The organism is Lysinibacillus sp. GW823-FHT02G10 (assembly GCF_058797135.1).
The window spans coordinates 1,348,563-1,367,917 of record NZ_JBXAJI010000001.1; the positions used below are offsets into that span (position 1 = coordinate 1,348,563).

General features: G+C 39.7%; 15 protein-coding genes and 1 other annotated feature. Of the genes, 5 read left to right on the forward strand and 10 right to left on the reverse strand.

What is annotated here, in order from left to right; all coding sequences use genetic code 11:
* Nucleotides 1-256 precede the first annotated feature (256 nt).
* Nucleotides 257-3,445: a winged helix-turn-helix domain-containing protein gene (locus tag AC1RFD_RS07030; protein ID WP_492474689.1), complete on the reverse strand. Its 3,189-nt coding sequence runs from the start codon at nucleotides 3,443-3,445 to the stop codon at nucleotides 257-259.
* 302 nt (nucleotides 3,446-3,747) lie between these two features.
* Between AC1RFD_RS07030 and AC1RFD_RS07035 the strand changes: the two genes are divergently transcribed.
* Complete coding sequence (locus tag AC1RFD_RS07035) at nucleotides 3,748-3,957, forward strand: hypothetical protein (protein WP_054550250.1); 210 nt, start codon at nucleotides 3,748-3,750, stop codon at nucleotides 3,955-3,957.
* Between the two features lie 55 nt (nucleotides 3,958-4,012).
* On the opposite strand, the gene AC1RFD_RS07040 is transcribed toward AC1RFD_RS07035, so the two are convergent.
* The gene (locus tag AC1RFD_RS07040) at nucleotides 4,013-4,993 is read right to left on the reverse strand and encodes a diaminopimelate dehydrogenase (RefSeq protein WP_009371727.1); all 981 of its coding nucleotides are present in this window, start codon (nucleotides 4,991-4,993) and stop codon (nucleotides 4,013-4,015) included.
* A gap of 284 nt (nucleotides 4,994-5,277) precedes the next feature.
* Here AC1RFD_RS07040 and AC1RFD_RS07045 point away from each other — a divergent pair, with 284 nt between their 5' ends.
* Entirely contained in the window at nucleotides 5,278-5,589 is a 312-nt protein-coding gene (locus tag AC1RFD_RS07045; protein WP_288582279.1) for a hypothetical protein, read from the forward strand.
* Nucleotides 5,590-5,684: 95 nt separating this feature from the next.
* Here AC1RFD_RS07045 and yeiL read toward each other — a convergent pair whose 3' ends face one another.
* Complete coding sequence (gene yeiL, locus AC1RFD_RS07050) at nucleotides 5,685-6,347, reverse strand: transcriptional regulator YeiL (RefSeq protein WP_279495168.1); 663 nt, start codon at nucleotides 6,345-6,347, stop codon at nucleotides 5,685-5,687.
* A gap of 97 nt (nucleotides 6,348-6,444) precedes the next feature.
* Here yeiL and AC1RFD_RS07055 point away from each other — a divergent pair, with 97 nt between their 5' ends.
* Nucleotides 6,445-7,596, forward strand: a complete 1,152-nt coding sequence (locus AC1RFD_RS07055; RefSeq protein WP_048393107.1) for an MFS transporter — start codon at nucleotides 6,445-6,447, stop codon at nucleotides 7,594-7,596.
* 36 nt (nucleotides 7,597-7,632) lie between these two features.
* Here AC1RFD_RS07055 and AC1RFD_RS07060 read toward each other — a convergent pair whose 3' ends face one another.
* Nucleotides 7,633-8,817: an oxalate decarboxylase family bicupin gene (locus AC1RFD_RS07060; protein WP_054550252.1), complete on the reverse strand. Its 1,185-nt coding sequence runs from the start codon at nucleotides 8,815-8,817 to the stop codon at nucleotides 7,633-7,635.
* Nucleotides 8,818-9,144: 327 nt separating this feature from the next.
* Nucleotides 9,145-10,587 carry an aminotransferase-like domain-containing protein gene (locus AC1RFD_RS07065; RefSeq protein WP_492474690.1) on the reverse strand — a complete coding sequence of 481 codons (1,443 nt, stop codon included), beginning with the start codon at nucleotides 10,585-10,587 and terminating at the stop codon, nucleotides 9,145-9,147.
* A 110-nt stretch (nucleotides 10,588-10,697) separates the two neighbouring features.
* Here AC1RFD_RS07065 and AC1RFD_RS07070 point away from each other — a divergent pair, with 110 nt between their 5' ends.
* Nucleotides 10,698-11,300 (forward strand): LysE/ArgO family amino acid transporter, encoded by a 603-nt coding sequence (locus AC1RFD_RS07070; protein WP_054550253.1) that lies wholly within the window; start codon nucleotides 10,698-10,700, stop codon nucleotides 11,298-11,300.
* Between the two features lie 42 nt (nucleotides 11,301-11,342).
* On the opposite strand, the gene ileS is transcribed toward AC1RFD_RS07070, so the two are convergent.
* The 4 genes from ileS to AC1RFD_RS07090 all read right to left on the reverse strand — a co-directional run bounded on the left by ileS (nucleotide 11,343) and on the right by AC1RFD_RS07090 (nucleotide 16,912).
* The gene (gene ileS / locus AC1RFD_RS07075) at nucleotides 11,343-14,435 is read right to left on the reverse strand and encodes an isoleucine--tRNA ligase (protein WP_492474691.1); all 3,093 of its coding nucleotides are present in this window, start codon (nucleotides 14,433-14,435) and stop codon (nucleotides 11,343-11,345) included.
* Nucleotides 14,436-14,496: 61 nt separating this feature from the next.
* Nucleotides 14,497-14,735 (reverse strand) — a binding site (T-box leader).
* 192 nt (nucleotides 14,736-14,927) lie between these two features.
* Nucleotides 14,928-15,896, reverse strand: coding sequence for a DUF3221 domain-containing protein (locus tag AC1RFD_RS07080; RefSeq protein ID WP_387254222.1), 969 nt, complete (start codon nucleotides 15,894-15,896; stop codon nucleotides 14,928-14,930).
* Complete coding sequence (locus AC1RFD_RS07085; RefSeq protein WP_492474692.1) at nucleotides 15,889-16,407, reverse strand: sigma-70 family RNA polymerase sigma factor; 519 nt, start codon at nucleotides 16,405-16,407, stop codon at nucleotides 15,889-15,891. The genes AC1RFD_RS07080 and AC1RFD_RS07085 overlap by 8 nt, the downstream gene beginning before the upstream one ends.
* Before the next feature lie 61 nt (nucleotides 16,408-16,468).
* The gene (locus AC1RFD_RS07090) at nucleotides 16,469-16,912 is read right to left on the reverse strand and encodes an Lrp/AsnC family transcriptional regulator (protein ID WP_048393120.1); all 444 of its coding nucleotides are present in this window, start codon (nucleotides 16,910-16,912) and stop codon (nucleotides 16,469-16,471) included.
* A 141-nt stretch (nucleotides 16,913-17,053) separates the two neighbouring features.
* Here AC1RFD_RS07090 and AC1RFD_RS07095 point away from each other — a divergent pair, with 141 nt between their 5' ends.
* Nucleotides 17,054-17,638, forward strand: coding sequence for a DJ-1/PfpI family protein (locus AC1RFD_RS07095; protein ID WP_054550256.1), 585 nt, complete (start codon nucleotides 17,054-17,056; stop codon nucleotides 17,636-17,638).
* A 55-nt stretch (nucleotides 17,639-17,693) separates the two neighbouring features.
* Here the strand turns inward: AC1RFD_RS07095 and AC1RFD_RS07100 are convergent, their stop codons facing one another.
* Nucleotides 17,694-19,184, reverse strand: coding sequence for a DUF6612 family protein (locus AC1RFD_RS07100; RefSeq protein ID WP_279495180.1), 1,491 nt, complete (start codon nucleotides 19,182-19,184; stop codon nucleotides 17,694-17,696).
* Nucleotides 19,185-19,355: the final 171 nt, after the last annotated feature.

The window sequence follows — 19,355 nt, forward strand, 5'->3', positions numbered from 1 at the left end:
ATAGTATTGTCTACCCCACTGTTGGAGCGGATTGACATAGTTTATGAGTGAGTTCCTCATAGAATGAGCGCTTTGACTAGGAGGGGCACCCCCTCTGTTGGAGCGTTTTCACATTACTTAGGAGCGGCTCTACTCTCAGTTGGAGCGGGTTTCCTCATATGAATGAGCATTCCCATAATCAATGGAGCACTTCCCCACACTTGAGCAAGCCCATCCAATACAAAATCACTTCACCTAGCCTTAATAACAACACCAATTACCCCATTATCAAGTCATAGACCGTCATGGTGGATTCCATCGGGGTTGTGTTTAGCTCCTGTTGTAATTGCTGGACACATTTTTCATACCATTTTAAGGCTAGGGAGCGGTTTTGGAGTTGGTAGTGGCTGTACATGAGCAGGCGATACGCTTCCTCCCAGAGTGCATCCTCGCGTAGCATCTTTTCTGCGAAAAAAATGGCTTTTTTATATTGCTGTTGCCTTGTTGCATTTTGTGCTAGTCGTTCCAAGACTTCGATATATAAAAATTGTAGCTTTTCACGGTCCTGCGTTAGCCAGTCGATTTGCTTTTTTTCCGCATAGAGCGCATCCGTATAGCTCGCTTCTGCTAATAAGAGCCACTCATTGGACAGCTGTGGATCAAATTCGTCGATTCCTAAGCTGTAATAATAGTGAAAACGTTCAACATCAATTTGGAGAAAAGCAATATTTTGTAGCTGATACATATTATTTTTCCGCTGAATGAAAAAGCTCTCTTGTCTTGCATGTCGTTGCGGCTCCAACACTTTGAGTAACGTATTTAAGACCACCTTAAAATCACGATCCAAGGACTCGACACTACGATCTGGCCATAATGCCTGTGCTATTTCTTCCTTTGGTGTAAAGCGATGGCGATGGCAATAGAGATATACGAATAATTCCTTTGATTTATCACGTTGCCATTCTTTGTCTTCTAGCTTTCGTTGTGTACGAATTAAATTTAAACTCCCGAAAAGATTCATCTGTATTTCATCATGCGGATAACTAATACTATCCTCGACCTGAAAATGATTTTGCAATGCTAATATAGCTGGATGCTCCATCTGGCATTTTTGACTAAATTGCAATAGCTCGTAAAAAACCATTCGATTGCTCGGACCAAGTATCGTTGGCCTTTGTAAGAAGTATTCATAGCCATTTGAGACACATAGTTGTGCAAACTGTTGAAAATACTGTTGAAACGGCTTCTTATTACACTCTTTCAGGGCAATCATTGATTGATAAAATAAGACATGCATCAAGCCATTGCGATCACCGCACTCCTGAAATAGTTGCTGTGTCTTCTTTAATAATTGCTTCGCTCGCCCTATTTCTTGCTCAGAAAGTATTATTTTTACTTCTGCTAAAAGAATAAGCGCTGTCATCCAAGCATCTTGAACTTGCTCCGTTTCCTGTAAGCCCAGTGCTAAGTATTTCTTAGCCGCTACCATATCTCCTAACAAATGTTTGACAATGGCTAACCCCATATATGGCTCCGCCTTCACACGAGAAATATTAATGGCATTCATGAGGGTCAACGCTTTTTCATAGGCTTGACATGCCCCATAATGATCTGGGAAATCCATTAACAGCAGAGCATGAGCCTTTCTGATATAGCCAACCGCCTCTATGAAAATAGACTTCTCTTTTAATCCTCTTCGAATACCATGCTGGGCAGCATACCAGGCTTCTTTGCCTTGACCTAACAGTGCATAAACGAAAGCTGCCAGCAGTTCACTTTCTCGATGGGTTGCAACAAGCTGAGGCGGTAATTCAAGTCGCTGCGCTAATAACTCCTTGGCCTCCCGTAGTTGTCCTGTTCGTAGTAAAACACGTACATCAACATTTGCTCGCTGTATGACATCCTCTGGCAATGCGACGTCCTCCATAAAGAGCTGTGCACCCTTGGCCTTCCCTAGATTCACTAAATTTTCAGCGTATTGCCGTTGAAGTTCTAGTAATTCCTCTTTGCGCAATGGTGTATGTTTCGCTAGCTCTAATGCTTTCTCGAGATATGGCTCTGCTAAAGCAGGTTGAATGGTGTCTAAGTAAATATGGGCTATCCCAGCTTGTGACTTTGTCATAAATAGGTGATCCCGCTGCTGCTGTGCGAGGATTGCACATTTTTCATAGGATTGTTTCGCTTTTTCATAATAAGCTCGGTAGCGATGACATTCACCCTCAAAATAATTTAATTTATAAAATTTATCTTTTTCCTGTACAGTGAATCGATTGATTTTTTCGAGCAACCATTCAAATTGACCAGCCCGTACGATTGATTCTGCATGAAGCTGTAGGAGCTCTCCGCAGAAATGATGATCATTCGTTTTAAAGGCATGATACAGGACAGCTTGAATATTTTGATGTTCTACATAATACAATGCTGCTTGTTTATGAAGGTCCGCATGTTGTGTTGGATACTGTCGCCATTTCATTTCTAAAAATCGACTAAACAATGCATGAAAACGATAGAAGCCATCTGTTGTCACAGGTTGGATAAATAAATGACGCTGAGTTAATGCATTCAGCATTTGCGCAATCTCAGCGCCATAAAACGCTTTCAATAGCTCCGCAGAAAAGGTAGGAAAAATCGCTAATTTTAAGATCGTCTCCTGCTCAGTAGCAGTCATCCTACTATAAACTTCCTCTGATAAATATGTGAATAGCTCATTTGTGGGAATCGTCAGCCAATGATCTAGCGAAGCATGATGCCATTGCTCTGCCAATAAGGAAATGCTAATGGCCCAGCCTTCAGTGATCTCTAATACTTTTTTCATTTCAGCCTCGGATAAATGTACATCTACATATTCTTCAAAAAACACTGCAATCTCCTCAGTTGAAAATGCCAGTTCGTCCTCTTTTATAACGAGCCATCTTTTTTGTAGCTTTAATTTCCTCATAATATCCCAATTGGGTAGTGTTCTAGAAGCCAAAATAAAATGAATGCTGGGTGGAGCAAATTCAATGATTTTTTCCATGAAATAATTAATAGGAAAAACATGATCTACTAGGTGAAAGTCGTCAATCACGATGAGAAGAGGCTCGTCTAGATCGCAGAGGCAATTGACAAAAAGCTTATACCATCGATTGAGCTCATCCATTTTTGGAAAGCGCGATAATTGGTTCCACCCATCAAATGTATGACCAAAATTCGGTACGACGCGCTGTATACTAAAAAAGAAGTGCCTCAAAAAGGGTAATAAATTATCATCTTCATCAGAAATACTATACCAAGAAAACGTACTTGATTCGGTTGCAAGAAATTGAGTTAGAATGGTTGTTTTACCGTACCCTGCACCACTATGCAAGAAAGTACAAGTATGATGATGACTTTTCTTTAGCGTTCGCATTAGTGTTGCTCTATTAATACAATGCGTGGATGGATTGGGGGCCATACATTTTGATTGAATAATAATATCTGCTGTCATATAAACATAACCTCCATATTTTGTAAGGTTACAAAAATTTCTCCAAAAATTCAGATTATTAAATTATTGACAGTTTACCATATTTTTTATGTATTTTTATAGATTTTATCCCCATTTTTTGTTTGAGGGATGGAAGTTAAATTTAGTTGGTATTTTCTTCCCAATTTTAGTATCCTGTTATATTACTAAAATTTAGAAGGAAAGTGGCTAAATGAACCGCCTTTAAATATAGAGATTATACGAGTTCCGATTATAATGGAACTGCTTTACCGAGCAAAGGAATTTGAGTGAAGTATGGATATGTGGTTATTGCAATTCCAAAAGACTTAGTACCATTTATGAAAGAAAATTTAACAGTGGCAACTAGAAAGGCTATTCTTGCTATAAAGGAAGCATTACTTCATTTTCCCACACAATACGCCTCCATTTTTATTGATCAAGCAGTCTTAGAATTTGGCATTAGACATGTAGATGAATCGTTTCATTGGCAACCTACTTTAGCAAAAAATTAGGCTTAAAAAAATTCCCGATTATCAACTCAATGATAATCGGGATTATTAGCTACGTTTATAGTAATTCTTTACGTAATTCAGCAGCTGATTTTGGCGAAAGTAGGCTGAATGGGATATCAAATACTGTTTTCGCCCCTTTATCACCCGCTTGACTTAAACGGTGTGCTGCACGTGCATAAGCCACTAATACGCTAGATGTAAAGTTTGGATTACTGTCCAGTTTTAATGAGAATTCGAGAATTTGTTTATCGTTTGCACCACTGTCACCACTGCGAATGACAAAACCACCATGTGGCATACCAGTATGATTTGCTTTAAATTCATCTTCAGAAATGAAGTTCACTGTTGTGTCATATTCATCGAAATAGTTAGGCATTGTGACAATTTCTTGTTCAACCTTTGTTGCATCTGCACCTTCTTCTAATACAACCCAACATTCACGTGCATGTTTTTCACGTGTTGTTAGTTCAGGGTTTTCACCGTTACGAACTCGTTCTACCGCTTCTTTAATCGGTAATGTGTATTGAACAGCATTTTTTACGCCTTCAATACGACGAACAGCATCTGAATGTCCTTGACTTAGGCCATCGCCCCAGAATGTATATGTTGTACCAACTGGTAATACTGATTCTCCAAGTAGACGATTTAAAGAGAATAGACCTGGATCCCAACCAACTGAGATAACAGATACTTTACCAGATTTTTGTGCCGCTGCATCTACAGCATCGAAAAATTCAGGAATTTTCGCATGTGTATCGAAGCTATCAATTGTATTAAACCATTGTGCAAAATGTGGACCTTGCTCTGGTAAATCTGTTGCAGAACCACCACATAAAATCATAACATCAATGTCGTTTTGGAATTTTTCAGCGTCATCTACTAAATATACGCTTGCATTGCTTGCTACGTTTACTGTTGAAGGATCACGTCGTGTGAACACTGCTACTAATTCCATATCTGGATTTTGTGAAATGGCATACTCCACACCACGTCCTAAATTTCCATATCCTACAATACCTACTCGAATTGCACTCATTAAAAATTCCTCCTAACGATTTCGCGACTTTGTGAAAACTTTCACGTTAAATCTAATTACAATAATACTTCGTGTTAGAAAAATTCACAATAGTTTGAGTATGAGTTTTTTAAAAAGAATTTATATCAGTTTTCTATGGTTTTTATCCCATAATGGTATGAATACGGTTACAAATCACTAAATTTTCCATGAACCTTAAAGTTATTGTAAAAGCCTTGTAAATAACGGCTATTTTCCCACTTAGTCTTGTACAATAACTGTAACGACAAAAGGGGGCATGTTGAATGAAAAGTACTGGTTACTCATCAAGGACAGCATTGGCACAAGGAGAACTACTTGCATTCCATATGACACAAAACTCAATGAACAAGCATAGTGAATCGATACAAAGTGGCAGTAAGCAACAAGGAGATTTTCCAACAAATAATCATTTATGTATCGGTGTTTTACCTTTTGACGTTTTAGAAAACATCCCTGACCTCTCCATCCAAAAAAACAAGGTAAATGAAGTGGACTTTTACCATAGTGGTAAGGATATCGCTCGCTGGTTAATTAAAAAAAGTGAATACAACAAAAATGGATTTGACTTCATTTAAAGAAGTCAAATCCTTTTTAATTTATAACTTATAAAATTGAATTAATTCCCTCAGCTGATCTGCACTAATAGACAACCTTTATGGAATGGTTGTTTTCATAGTACTTCCTGTGCCAGTTGTGCGAGACGATTTTTATCAATAATTTGGTAGCCTGTCTTACGCTTTTCCAATATCCTCTCTTCACAAAACTGTGCCAAGACATATAGTAAATGGCGATAAGAGACCCCTAAATATTCGCAGATTTCCGTATGTTTTTCCTTGTAGACACCTTGGTCGGCTGATAATTGGATAAAGGCTGCTAAGCGATTTTCCAGCGGATAGGCCTGATTTTGTGTATATTTAGATGTCATTTTTGTCGCTTTTTCCCCTAAAAATACACAAAGTCTACGTAAAAACAAAGCATCCGCAAGTAACTTCTCCTTACATGACTGTGTAATCGAATAGCAAATTGTTTTGGTGACGGTTTGTATCCCCTTTGTATACCTAGCCTCATTTAACAATTCAATTTCCCCCATAAAAAGAGGAGCCTCTAGGTATTCAATAAGAGATACCTTCCCATTTTTATGTGTCATATAGAGCTTCGCCTTTCCTTCTATCATGTAATACACGGTGTCTGGAAAGGAGCCTTCCTGGAAGATCCACTCCCCCTTGTCAAACTGGCGGACTTCTAAATAGGGATTGATATCAAATGAGAAAAAATCATCGATCGGATATTTTTCAAGATAATGGGTACGGGCTTCAGCTGTTAAAATATGCATTTTTTACTCTCTCCTATAAAAAATATGAGATATCTCACATTATTGTAGCGATGAACATGCTATTATTCAACATAGTTAATGGAGGTACGGAAATTATATGAACAATCAACGATGGCTTTCTCAGAATTTCTTTACATTTTTTATCACTTGGGGCATTTTCTTACCCTACTGGACAGGTTGGCTGGTGGATGCGAAACATCTAACCGTCTCGCAGGCAAGTGTAGTGATGGGCTGTGGGCTCCTAGCTCGTGCCACATCCAATCTCTTCTTCTTCCCAACACTTGCAAAATACGTACACAATAAACGACTCATTACAATTTTAGCAATAGGCTCGTTGCTAACTGCCTTGCTCTATATTCCAAGCACAGGCTTTACAGCATTATTAATCGTGACCATTTTATTTAGTGTTTTTTACCCAGCACTATTACCTGCTGTGGAAAGCAGTGCCGCTACGCTTGTGCAGTATGGCAATATTCATTATGGTAAAAGCCGTTCCTATGGTTCATTTGGCTTTGTCATCGCTGTTTTAATTATTAGTATGCTGACCGGCGTTTTTGGAAAGAACATCATCTTCTGGAGCATGATTATAGGGTTGGTGGGCATGTTACTTATGCAACAATTAGCAACACCAAAGGAATTACTCGTAGTACCAACAAAAGAACAGCGTGCAAAATCATTGTCGATGAAAACACTATGGACTATCAAAGGCTTCCCGATTGTTTTATTCATCGTGATCTTGCTACAGGGTGCACATGCCTCCTATTATAGCTACGGTTATATTTATTTAGAAGATTTACAGGTTGATCCATTCTATATGGGTATGATTATTAATATCGCTGTTATTTGCGAAATTCTTTACTTTATGAAGGCTGATACGTTATTGACGAAATGGCGCTCATCATCCTTATTACTCTTAGCAGCGAGCGGCTCTTCCCTACGTTGGTTACTTATCTTTTTGTTCCCAAATGTCTGGGTATTTATCGCTTCTCAAACCTTGCACGCATTATCCTTTGCATTAGCCCATTTTGCCTTTATTCGCTACTTAACAAAAGCGCTACCAAAGGAACAAATCCCCAATGCACAAGGTTTATACTCTGCATTAGCTATGGGCTTAAGTACTGCCATCCTTACATTTTTAGGTGGCTATTTATACGAAATATCACCAGGTCTGTCCTTCGCAGCCATGCTCATTTGTACAATACCAGCCATCGCTATTTTGCTAATGACACGCAAAAAATATCAATATTAAACAAAAAGCAGGTGGAGAACTTCCCACCTGCTTTAATTATTTCGGATAATAGGAAAAACCAGGATATTTTACAACCGGCCATTTTTCTTTTCTGAGAGCCTCAAGCAGCTCAGGACCGACCTGTAAATTACTTCGCACCAATTCTGTCGGCGTTAACGCCATCCATTGATTTAAGGACACATCCTGGAATCGATCACTTTTAAACATTTCTAAAAACCATAATGGCTCTGTTCCAGTATTTTCAATATAATGCCCCGTCGCAAATGGGACATAGCCAACATCTCCCGCCCGATAATCAAATGTTCGAGCCGTTCCATTCCCTGTGAAAACTGTCATACGGCCTTTTCCTTGCAGATAATATTGCCATTCATCGTTGTTAGGATGCCAATGCAACTCCCGCATCGCCCCTGGCTCAATTTCCACCAGTGCAGCCGCGATATTTTTAGAAATTGGAAAATTAGTCGAATCGACAATGCGCACACTGCCTCCAGGTGTTTTTAATGGAGGCTGTGCCAACAAACGATGTTTAAAGGTTTGCGGAACCTCACCATATGGAGATTGCACTTTCTGAGAATCAATTGGCCCCGGAACCCGATCCTGATAAATATATACCTGTTCACTCGGGATGTGATCGAAAGCATGAATAGGAACCCCAAAATTCGCTGATAACACTTCTTTTGGCGTATGAGCAAACCAATCTGAAATTGACAGTGTGTTCAGATCTGAGAAATGCCCATCATCAAATACTAATAAGAATTCACAGCCATCCTCAAGTCCTTGAATGGAATGAGGAATGCCAGGTGGAAAATACCATAAATCACCAGGTCCCACATCCGCTATAAAGTTACAACCATTCTGATCGACGGCTGTAATGCGAGCATGGCCAAGCAGCATATAAGACCACTCTGCCTGTTGATGCCAGTGCAGCTCACGTACGCCTCCTGGTGTCAAACTCATGTTCACACCCGCCAAAGTCGTAGCAATCGGTAATTCACGAACCGTAATTTCCCGTGACCACCCACCTTGATTTAAGGTCATATGCGTGTCTGAAAACGAGAATCGTAAATTAGGAATCAAACCCGCATCAGTCGTTGGTGGCACTAGCATATCAGGATTTTCTAAATCCCTCATAATATCCCGTGGCCCCTTATCCACCCCTCCAGCCCCATCACCTCGAATAGGCTGAGGCACCTGAAAATAACCCGGTGGCAAATTTTCCAATCGTTCACCTCTTTATGTTTGTAATCAAAATAAAATACTTCTATTCTTCTAAAATGTATGGATACACAGCTTGGATTATTCTCTTTCTTTTCTGGCAGTGGGTTGGCTACTAAGCATAGATACTTTATTGAGAGAGGAGCTTGCTATATTGATCACTTTTCGCTAATTTTCGAGCGGGTTCTTCAGTTGTTTGATCACTTCTCATCTACTTTGGAGAGGGTTCCTTACTTGTTTGATCGTTTCTCAACCACTTTAGAGCGGGTTTCTCACTTCTTTGATCACTTTTAGAGCAACCTTCTCTCGTTTCCCTAACTTCAGGACAAGCCCTTATTTACTCTTTCGTCCAATAGCCTCCACCGCACATTCATGTAGGATTTGTAAGCCTTCCTGTAATTCTTCATAGGTTGCATAGGCGTAGGATAGACGAATATGATGATGATCTTGTGGATCATAGATATAGCCGGGATTGATTAATACTTGCCGCTGCAACAGCTTCATAAAGAAGTCTTTATCTACAAGCGGCTCATGAAACTTGAGCCAAATATAAAAGCCTCCCCTTGGTTTGCTCCAATTCGCCACATCTGTAAACTTCTCCTTTAAAAGCTGTTCCGTAAAATCGGCTCGCTCCTGTAATTGTTGACGTAATCCTGCGAGATGCTTTTCATATTTTCCTGATTGCAGCCAATGTAGGACAATTTCCTGAGAAATGGCACTTGAGCCATAGTCTGTTTGCATTTTTATATCGGCTAATCGCTCAATGACAGTGGTTGGACCGATGAGCCAGCCAATGCGTAGCCCTGGGCTTAAGGTTTTAGAGACGCTGCCAATATAAAGAACTTGTCCGCTATTATCCATGGCCTTAAGCGGCGGTGATGCCTCTTCAAAAAGCAATTCATGATAAACATCATCTTCTACAATCGGAATCCGTGATGCCTGACAAGCTTCATATAGCTGTTCTTTTTCTCTTGTTGTCCATACATGACCTGTTGGATTATGTAAAGTAGGAATGGCATAAAACACGGCTTGTTTCTTTCGTTTCCTTTGCGCTAATGTTTGAGCAAGCTGTACATCACGTTCAATGCTAATCATTTGCATGCCAACTGACTGAAAAGGGTGAACAGAATTTAAATAGGAGGTTGGCTCCTGAAACACAATAGACCCTTGCTCTAATAAGCCAACAGCAATTAATTGTAGTGCCTGAAGTGCACCTGAAACAATACAGACGTTTTGAGGCTCAGCGGGAATGCCTCTTTTTTGAACATATTTACAAATAGCTTTACGAAGCTGATCATTACCTTGTGGCGAAGAGTAGCCTAATGCTTTGGGTTGAAAGGATAGCTCTCGCAGTGAAGCTTCTATTTCCTCGGTAGGCAACAAACTGGGTGCTAGCTCTCCCGTTCCTAAACGAATTACATCCTCGCGCTGTTCGTATTCGTTAATTAATTGGATGGTGTGGTAGTTTGGCTTGTGGATGCTTGTTTCGATATAAGTTTGCCAATTCGGCTGTGTTTGTTGGATTAATGCATGCCAGGAATTGTGCGTAACATAAACACCAGAGCCTACCTTTGCTTCAAGAATGCCCATTGCTTTTAATTCCTCCAAAGCCTGCTGAACTGTGCTACGATTCACATCGAACTGCATGGCTAGCTGTCTTTGGGTAGGTAGTTTTGTCCCTGCTGCCCAGTCTCCTCGCTCCACATTGGCTGTTATCCACTGTACAATCTGCTGCTGTAATGTATTTTCACTTCGTCTATTCGGCTGCCAGCTCATGTTCCTTCTCCTTCCATGCAATGAAATTGGGTGGATAAAAAACCATCCAATTGGTCGTTTTCTTTTAGTTATACCATATCTAAAATAAGTAAAGAAAGGAGGAATGGTCATTGGAAGCTTTTCTTCATGGGATCATTTTAGCATTTGGACTCATTTTGCCATTAGGTGTACAAAATGTTTTTGTTTTTTCACAAGGTGCTACACAACCAAGTTTATTACGCGCTTTGCCAGCAGGTGTGACTGCTGCGATCTGTGATACACTGCTTATTCTACTTGCGGTATTCGGTCTGTCATTAATTGTTCTACAGTTTGAATGGTTGCGTATCACTTTAATGACTATTGGTATTATTTTTTTACTTTACATGGGCTATAGCATTTGGCGTTCAAATCCAGCAAACACTGAAAATAGCGAAGCATTGCCTATAAAAAAACAAATTCTCTTCGCACTCTCTGTATCACTTCTAAATCCACATGCTATTTTAGATACAATCGGTGTTATTGGTACAAGCGCATTAAAATATAGTGGAACCGAGCAAATAATGTTCACTGTTGCTTGTGTGTTCATTTCCTGGCTATGGTTTTTCGGTCTCACATTGACTGGCGCCTCGTTCAAAAAACTAGACGGCTCTGGAAAATTGATGCGACTATTTAATAAATGCTCCGCCGTCTTTATTTGGGCAACAGCATGTTATCTCGCAAGTGGCTTATTTTAACGTACATAGAAAAAGCTCAGGAGGTAACCCTGAGCTTTTCTTTTATAGAGTAACAAATAAAGTGAGCTTTTCATTAAACAATGCCGTCTCAATGGATTTTGCATGAGGCCATTGCTCACCATAATGAATTGCTTTAACTAATACATTTTCTTGTAATAAAGCTTCGTGCTGCTGAATCATGAAAAGTACCCCTGCACTACCATTAAAGGCAATCGATACATATTGCGCCACTGGTAGCTGCCATTTTTTTCGTGCATCTTGTATAGTACGAATCAATTCTCGTATTTGCCCTTCTTGTAGTAAGCTCTCTGTAAGTTGAACATTCATCAAGACACGGCAAGTGCTATCCTCCGCTAAAATATAATGGTCCTTGACGATTGATTCAGCTATTACATGTTCTCTTAATAATGTTAGCTGTTGACCGTCCATCATGAGATCCACAGTTTCATGATGTTGTAACCTTTGTTTCTCTTCCTCTGTTAATGATAACACATACTCTTTTACTTGATGAACCTTTGGACCAAATGCCGCTCCCGCTGTTTTAAAATTCAATTTATAATGCACGCTTTCATAGGCTGAAAAATCATGTGTCCATCTACAAGCTTTGATGTTTAACTCATCCTGAATGAGTTCGCTATAGGCTTGGTAATCCGACAGTTCACCTTTTAGGGCAACAATGAGTTCACTTAAAGGCTGCTTGACCTTTATTCCCTGACTATTGCGAATGCTACGTCCAAGTTCGACAACTGTTAAGACCGTTGCCATTTCTTGTTCAAGTTTCACATCCACTAGTTGATCGTCGAATATTGGATATTCCTCAAGATGAACACTTTTTCCACATAGTTGATGGTAGATATCCTCTGCTATAAAAGGTGTAAACGGTGCTATTAATTGACAAATGGATGTCAGTGCCTCGTAAAGTGTGCTAAATGCACCTCGTTTATCTGCTGTCATTCCATTTGCCCAAAATCTAGCACGTGAACGACGTATATACCAATTGCTTAACTCTTCCACCAATTGACCAATTTCCCTTGTAGCCTGTGTAAATTGATAATCATCCATAGAGGTTGTGACAAGCTGGATAGTGTGATGTAAGCGGGACAATATCCAATGATCTAGCTGTGAACGTGTACCTGTATTTGTAGCATCATACGTAAAGTTATCGATTTGGGCATACATGTCATAAAATTTAAACGTATTGTCGAGTGTATCCACTAGCTTAGATTTCGCATCTAAGACAATTTTCTTCGAAAAACGCTTTGGATTCCATGGTGAGCTATCAACTAAAAATGCCCAACGTAGAGCATCTGCTCCATACTCCTGGATTAACTCAACAGGCTCTAATGCATTGCCTTTACTTTTGGACATCTTCTGTCCATGCTCATCGAGTACATGCCCTAACGATAGCACATTTTTATAAGGTGGTTTTCCTGTAAACAAGGTCGATACTGCTAATAAGCTATAGAAAAATCCTCGCGTTTGGTCGATGCCCTCAATGACCACATCTGCTGGAAACAGATGATGAAAGTTCGCTACGTCTTCAAAAGGATAATGCTGTTGGGCAAATGGCATCGAGCCACTGTCAAACCAAACATCGATAACTTCAGGCGTACGTTTCATGTTGCCCTGGCAGACAGGACAGGTACAGTCAATGTCATCTATAAATGGCTTATGCAGCTCTAATTGTTCATTGACAGCTCCTTTGGCTAATTGTTGTAGCGCTGCAACACTGTTAGGTGCCTCCTCATGATTGCAATCCTGACAAATCCACACATTGAGTGGTGTTCCCCAATAACGATTACGACTAATATTCCAATCCACTAAGTTTTCTAGGAAGTTGCCAAATCGTCCATCCTTAATATGGCTAGGGTACCATGTCACCTGCTGATTATTTTGTAAAAGCTGCTCTTTTAATGCCGACATTTTGATAAACCAGCTATCTGTTGCATAGTACAATAATGGTGAATCACAGCGCCAGCAATGCGGATAGCTATGCTCATATTTTTCTTTAGCAAATAAAAGCTCTTTTGCTGCAAGCAGTTTAATGATATCGACATCACAGTCCTTCACAAATCGTCCAACAAGCTCAGGTACCGCTTCTGTATAACAGCCTTTTAGATCAACTACATTGACAAAGGACAAGCCATGTTGCTGCACCGTTTTATAATCGTCCTCTCCATAAGCAGGCGCTATGTGTACAATTCCTGTTCCACTATGCTCTGTCACATAATCTGCCATGACAATGATATGCCCTTTATCGACGGTTACATAGGAAAATGGTGATAGATAGGAAACACCTGCAAACTCCTGTCCGTCATGCTCACTTAATATTTCTACAGGCTCTGAAAAAACCTTTGATACCAACGATTTAGCTAGTATATAGATGCTGTTTGCATGCCTTACACGGACATATCGAAGAGCAGGATTCATAGCCAAGGCTACATTGGCTGGTAGTGTCCAAGGCGTCGTTGTCCAGCCTAAGATATATTCGTCTCGATCCTCTAGCTTAAACATTGCAGTAACGGATAAATCCTTAACATCCTTATAGCCCTGTGCCACCTCATGAGAGCTTAAGGAAGTTTGACAGCTAGGGCAATAAGGTGAAACGCGATGTCCTTTGTATAACAGTTTTTCCTTGTGAACATGGCTTAAAATATGCCACACAGATTCAATATAGTCATTACTTAATGTTAGGTAAGGATCATCCATGTCAAGCCAGTAGCCAAGCTGCTCTGTAAAAGTACGCCATTTTTGCTCATAGGTAAAAACGCTCTTCTTACATGCTTGAATAAATTGCTCCACTCCATAGTTCTCAATCTCCTGCTTTCCTGAGATTCCTAATGCCTTTTCTACCCCTAATTCCACAGGCAACCCATGTGTATCCCAACCTGCTTTGCGTTCAACTAAATAGCCTTGCATTGTTTTATAACGTGCCACCACATCTTTTATGGTTCTACCAAATGCATGGCCAACATGTGGTAAACCATTCGCTGTTGGGGGTCCCTCATAAAATACAAAGGGCTGCTGTTCAGCACGATTACTTACAGATTTTGCAAAGGTCCCTTCTTGCGCCCATAATGTACGAATCCTTGTTTCTCGTTCAACCGTTGTTTCTTTCTTTTGTTCTTTCTGCATATTAGTTCCTCCTATACAAGCAAATTTGTATAAAAGGCATACAAAAAACCCCGTCCCAAGGAAAAGGGACGGGGTTAACCGCGAATACCACCCTAATTCTATTGACACGATGGCCAATAGCACTCAGCAACGTACAATCATACGTGTTCTTTTTAACGGTAGACACCCGGATTAGCTTACTCCATTCAGCTAATCTTCTCAGAGAGGATTTTCATGTAACACCTGCACACCGACTTCCACCAAATGTCGGCTCTCTGTAGAACAAAGTGAAACACTACTCTTTCTCATCAACGAATTTGTATGCTTTTATTGTCCTTCATCTTAGCAAATTACCAATTGTCTGTCAACGGTGGACAATCTTAAAAAATTTCGTTGAGACAAGTGGCAATACTTTGATGGAGATCAGCATATTGTGGCTGTTGAATGGTTTGAATCAAAAAGCTCTTCAGCAATGTTTTACTATTGAATAGCACGAGAATGTCTAGCTTCTTGTTAGGGAGATTCCTTTACTATTTTCATTTCTACGATATCCTTATAATCAATGAATGGCTGAGCGTCATCGTTCCCAATCGACTGTCTATATTGAACTTCTACTCGATCACCAACTGATAGTGTTTGCGGGACATCCACTAGAGGAAACCATGTACCATTACTATGTTTTTGCACTAATTCATCGACAGATTTTTGCCCAACCTCGCTAGCCAATACGCCTGAGACAACTAAAAATTCATGTTCCTTGATCGCTAAGACGGTTCCACTTCTGATGAGCTTCATTTGGCTGTCCTTTTCAGGGATTTTATATTTTTCTCGTAAGGAAGCAAGGTCTTTATGATAATGTTGTTCTAAATAATTCATGGCTTCTTGCTCGACAAGCCATGTACGAATGGGATTACTTACATCCTTATAATCGGCTTGGCTTGCCTCCCATAACAAGTCAAATGTAGCCATTTTATAGGCAATTGGCTTGCCATAGTTCTCTATAAACCCTTCGTTTGTGACTTGCAACATTTGCAGAAGCTTATCATAAGTTGGCCGAGTATCATCCTCATAGCTCCACTCTTCCATGAACTGTTCGAGTGCCTTATCTACTTGCTCTTGTGTAGGTACTAGTTTTTTCGATTGTGCATAAGCAAAGGTCGATTCAAAATATAAAAAGTTATCAAAGCTTGCCTTATATAAACGATTCTTTCCGTTCATAAAAGAATCAAGTTGTAAATATAGCTCTAAAATCCGCTCATCTAATACGGGTGGAATAGTAGAAGCTTGCTGTTGTTGTTCATTATATTGCTGATATATAAACAGCCCTATGCAGACACTTAAAATCATAGCCAAAACACCATATGGCCAGCGTTTTGCAGATTTTTTTTCATGGCGTTGCTGTAAATGCTGAACCACATTTGTCATCACACGCTTTTTACTTTCTGATAAATCCCTTACTACGCGTGCATCCATTTTACTCATGCAGGAGCACCTCCCATTCAACATGCTGTAATTGTAGCTTCAATAAATCTCGCCCACGACGTAGCCTTGTTTTGACGGTGCTTTCAGGAATCGTTAACAGCTCTGCAATGTCTAATACAGGCATTTCTTCAAAATAAAAATGTATAATGACCTCTCGCTGTTTGAATGGGAGAGCTAGAATCGCATTTTCAATCAAAGTACGTTCATCTTGCTGTACAAGCATATCTCTTCTCATAACGGTTTGCTGCGGAAAAATCTTCTGTTGCACTTGAATTTTCCGATAGGTCCAGCTGCGTAAATAATCTTTACTTCGATTACTAACTAATTTCGATAAATACGCCTTTAGCTCCCCGCGTTCCTCATAGTTTTGCTGATTATCATAGAACTTAATAAAGACATCCTGTACGATATCTTCAGCACTTTGTAAATCTCTCACATAGTAAAAGGCAAGACGAATAAGCCTCTCTGTATGCTGTTCCATTATTCTTTCCAGTTCATGAATTAGCAACATTCTTCCTCCTCTCTACCCTATAAACGGTGCTCACGGCTTCGAGGTTTGCTTTTTTTGTCATTTACTCCAAATCATTGTCAGCAAATGGTGTAATCACTTGTTTTTCCGTTGAAGATAACACGATATTAGTAGAAGGTGTGCCATAGGGCATAGCCGCATCAATAAATTGTTCTAATGTTTCTACTGAATAGGTCGCTAATTTAACAATATAGCTAATTTCCCCAGCCACTCGATAACATGCCAAAACATCAGGATGAGCATTACAAAATGAAGAAAGACTTTTACAATCAATGGACTTAAATAAAATAATGGCTTCAATCGTACGCTCCATCTTTTTCAGATTTACCTTTGCATGATAGCCCTCAATCACACCCTGCTCCTCTAGCTTTCTGATTCTTTCAATAACGGCAGGAGAGGATAAATGAACGGTAGTGGCTAATTCCTTCATAGAGATTTTGGCATTTTGCTGTAACTGCTGTAATATTTGTGTATCAATATGATCCATGGTCCTTCACCTTTCTAAATAAATTATTTATGACATAATACCTTTTCAAATAAAGTTTTTTACCTAAAATCCATTATACAACGTATGTAATCTTTTCTCCCTTTTGTTTACAATAATATCAATAAAGGAGGCAAATCAAACATGAAAAAAATATTGTTACTATTAGCAAATGGCTTTGAAGCGGTAGAGGCAAGCGTCTTTACTGATGTGCTCGGCTGGAATAAGTGGGAAGGTGATGGTACAACAGATGTGGTTACGGTCGGCCTGCATGAACAGCTGCAATGCACCTGGAATTTTAAAGTCACTCCTGAAAAATTGCTCCATGAAATTGTATTAGAGGATTTTGATGCATTAGCGATTCCTGGAGGCTTTGAGGAAGCCGGTTTTTATGAGGATGCGTTTAGCGAGGAATTTCAGGCAGTCGTTCGTCACTTTGATGAACACAAAAAACCGATTGCAACAATCTGTGTAGCTTCTCTTATTTTAGGCCACAGTGGAATTCTTCAGCATCGTCAAGCAACAACCTATAATCATCCAACAAGTAAACGTTTAGCACAGCTAAAGGGCTATGGTGCAGCAATTGTCAACGAGCGCATTGTGCAAACTGATCATATCATCACCTCCTCCAATCCAGGAACAGCCTTTGATGTTGCCTTTCGCTTACTAGAAACTCTAACATCTGCTCCAAACACAGCGAAAGTAAAAGAATTAATGGGCTTCCACTAAAGCATAAAAAAAGTAGGCTTACACCAATATACTTGGCATAAACCTACTTTTTGTATTATTTACTTACTGGTGCTGTTTCTGATGCACTCAAATCCATTTCCTTTGCATTGTCTAGCACATCTTTTGGAATCGTAATTGTCGTTACCGCATTGAAATCATGATATTTGATCGTTGTTTGCTGTCTTGTTTTGATCGAATTGCCTTCTACTTGCATCTTTAATGTCATGTCCATAGCAATTTCTTCTACATCGAATGTTTCTTTATTAATCAATAATTTATATGTGAGACCATCAAAGGAAATATTGCCTAATTGTGCCTCTAGATCCGCTTCCATTCCTAAATCCATTGCGCCAAGCTGCTGCTTCACTAGCTCTGTGAATTTATCGCCAGAGCCTTTTAATGTTAATTCATAACGGTTTGCTGATTCTACTAATGTAAAATCTTCGGCAAATGCTTGTAGCATCTCCAATTGTTCAGTTGCATCTGGCTGCATCCCTGTTTGGCTCAGTACATCTTCAAATAATTGTTTCGGGAACTTTACCCAGGCCTTTTGTTCTGCCTCATACATATACATACCATCTTTAGCCGTCATATACATTTTAATCGGCAAATTAATCGCTTCACCACTTGTTGGATCTGTTAAAGCCATTGAACCATCAGCAAAGAATTGCATTGGCTCTGTAACAATTTCCATCTTCATGTTGCCTTTAGAATCCATTTTCATGGTTTCCTTACCATCGTTTGCCTCCACTGTCTGAGAGATCGTCATGGTAGCCTTCATGCTTTTTAGCTCTTTTTGCTTGGCTAATGTTTTCGTAAATACTTCCTCTAACAAAGCACTATCCTTTGTTGTAGTAGGTTGTTCTTCTGTTACTTGCTCCTCTTTAGGCTCTTCCTCTTTTACTTCTGTTGTAGGCTGTGTATCCTCAGCTATGCCTAATGCGTTCACAATAAATGTTGCTAACTGACCACGAGTAACATTTTTATCTACACCAAATTCTGTGGCAGTAACACCCTTCGCAATGCCTGCCTCATACAGAGCTGTTACTGCATCTGCAAATGGACTATCTTGCTGTACATCTGTGAATGGACTTTTACCTTCTGCTGTTAAACCTGCAGCCTCTGCTACCATTACTGCCATTTGACCACGAGTAATAGTGTCATCTGGACGGAATGTATCATCCTCATAGCCTTGTACGACGCCAAGATTAACTAATGTAACAATCGCTTTATAGTATGGGCTAGATGAGTCGACATCCTTGAAATTCGGATTCTCGACAGCCGTATCCGTTGTAGTTAGATGAAAAGCACTTGCTATCATCTTTGCTGCCTGTCCACGTGTCACATCCTTTGAAGGCTTAAATGTACCATCTGGAAAACCATTAATGATGTCTGCTGCATGCAATGTAGAAATACTATTAAAATGCGCATAATCCTCACTCACATCTGAAAATGGACTAGCCGCCGATACAGGTACTACCGCAACAGCAGTAACCGCCATTGCCGCTGTTGCCGCTGTATAAAACTTATGTTTTTTCTTTGTCATAATCAATCGTCCCCCGTTTATGTAAATTTAATGCTTACCTATTAATTTTAGCGAAAGAATTGGAAAAATGCTAGGTTCATTGGAAATTAAATTATAATTATCCATTAAATCCGTCATTTGGTGCTATTTATACATATTTTGGTCACTTCTATCCAACACTCTCTTAATAAA

What these genes read in the sequence shown, in the direction of transcription:
- AC1RFD_RS07030 (WP_492474689.1), bottom strand. Translation starts at nt 3,445, where the DNA reads ATGACAGCAGATATTATTATTCAATCAAAATGTATGGCCCCCAATCCA.
- AC1RFD_RS07040 (WP_009371727.1), bottom strand. Translation starts at nt 4,993, where the DNA reads ATGAGTGCAATTCGAGTAGGTATTGTAGGATATGGAAATTTAGGACGT.
- AC1RFD_RS07045 (WP_288582279.1), top strand. Translation starts at nt 5,278, where the DNA reads ATGAAAAGTACTGGTTACTCATCAAGGACAGCATTGGCACAAGGAGAA.
- yeiL (WP_279495168.1), bottom strand. Translation starts at nt 6,347, where the DNA reads ATGCATATTTTAACAGCTGAAGCCCGTACCCATTATCTTGAAAAATAT.
- AC1RFD_RS07055 (WP_048393107.1), top strand. Translation starts at nt 6,445, where the DNA reads ATGAACAATCAACGATGGCTTTCTCAGAATTTCTTTACATTTTTTATC.
- AC1RFD_RS07065 (WP_492474690.1), bottom strand. Translation starts at nt 10,587, where the DNA reads ATGAGCTGGCAGCCGAATAGACGAAGTGAAAATACATTACAGCAGCAG.
- ileS (WP_492474691.1), bottom strand. Translation starts at nt 14,435, where the DNA reads ATGCAGAAAGAACAAAAGAAAGAAACAACGGTTGAACGAGAAACAAGG.
- AC1RFD_RS07080 (WP_387254222.1), bottom strand. Translation starts at nt 15,896, where the DNA reads ATGAGTAAAATGGATGCACGCGTAGTAAGGGATTTATCAGAAAGTAAA.
- AC1RFD_RS07085 (WP_492474692.1), bottom strand. Translation starts at nt 16,407, where the DNA reads ATGTTGCTAATTCATGAACTGGAAAGAATAATGGAACAGCATACAGAG.
- AC1RFD_RS07090 (WP_048393120.1), bottom strand. Translation starts at nt 16,912, where the DNA reads ATGGATCATATTGATACACAAATATTACAGCAGTTACAGCAAAATGCC.
- AC1RFD_RS07095 (WP_054550256.1), top strand. Translation starts at nt 17,054, where the DNA reads ATGAAAAAAATATTGTTACTATTAGCAAATGGCTTTGAAGCGGTAGAG.
- AC1RFD_RS07100 (WP_279495180.1), bottom strand. Translation starts at nt 19,184, where the DNA reads ATGACAAAGAAAAAACATAAGTTTTATACAGCGGCAACAGCGGCAATG.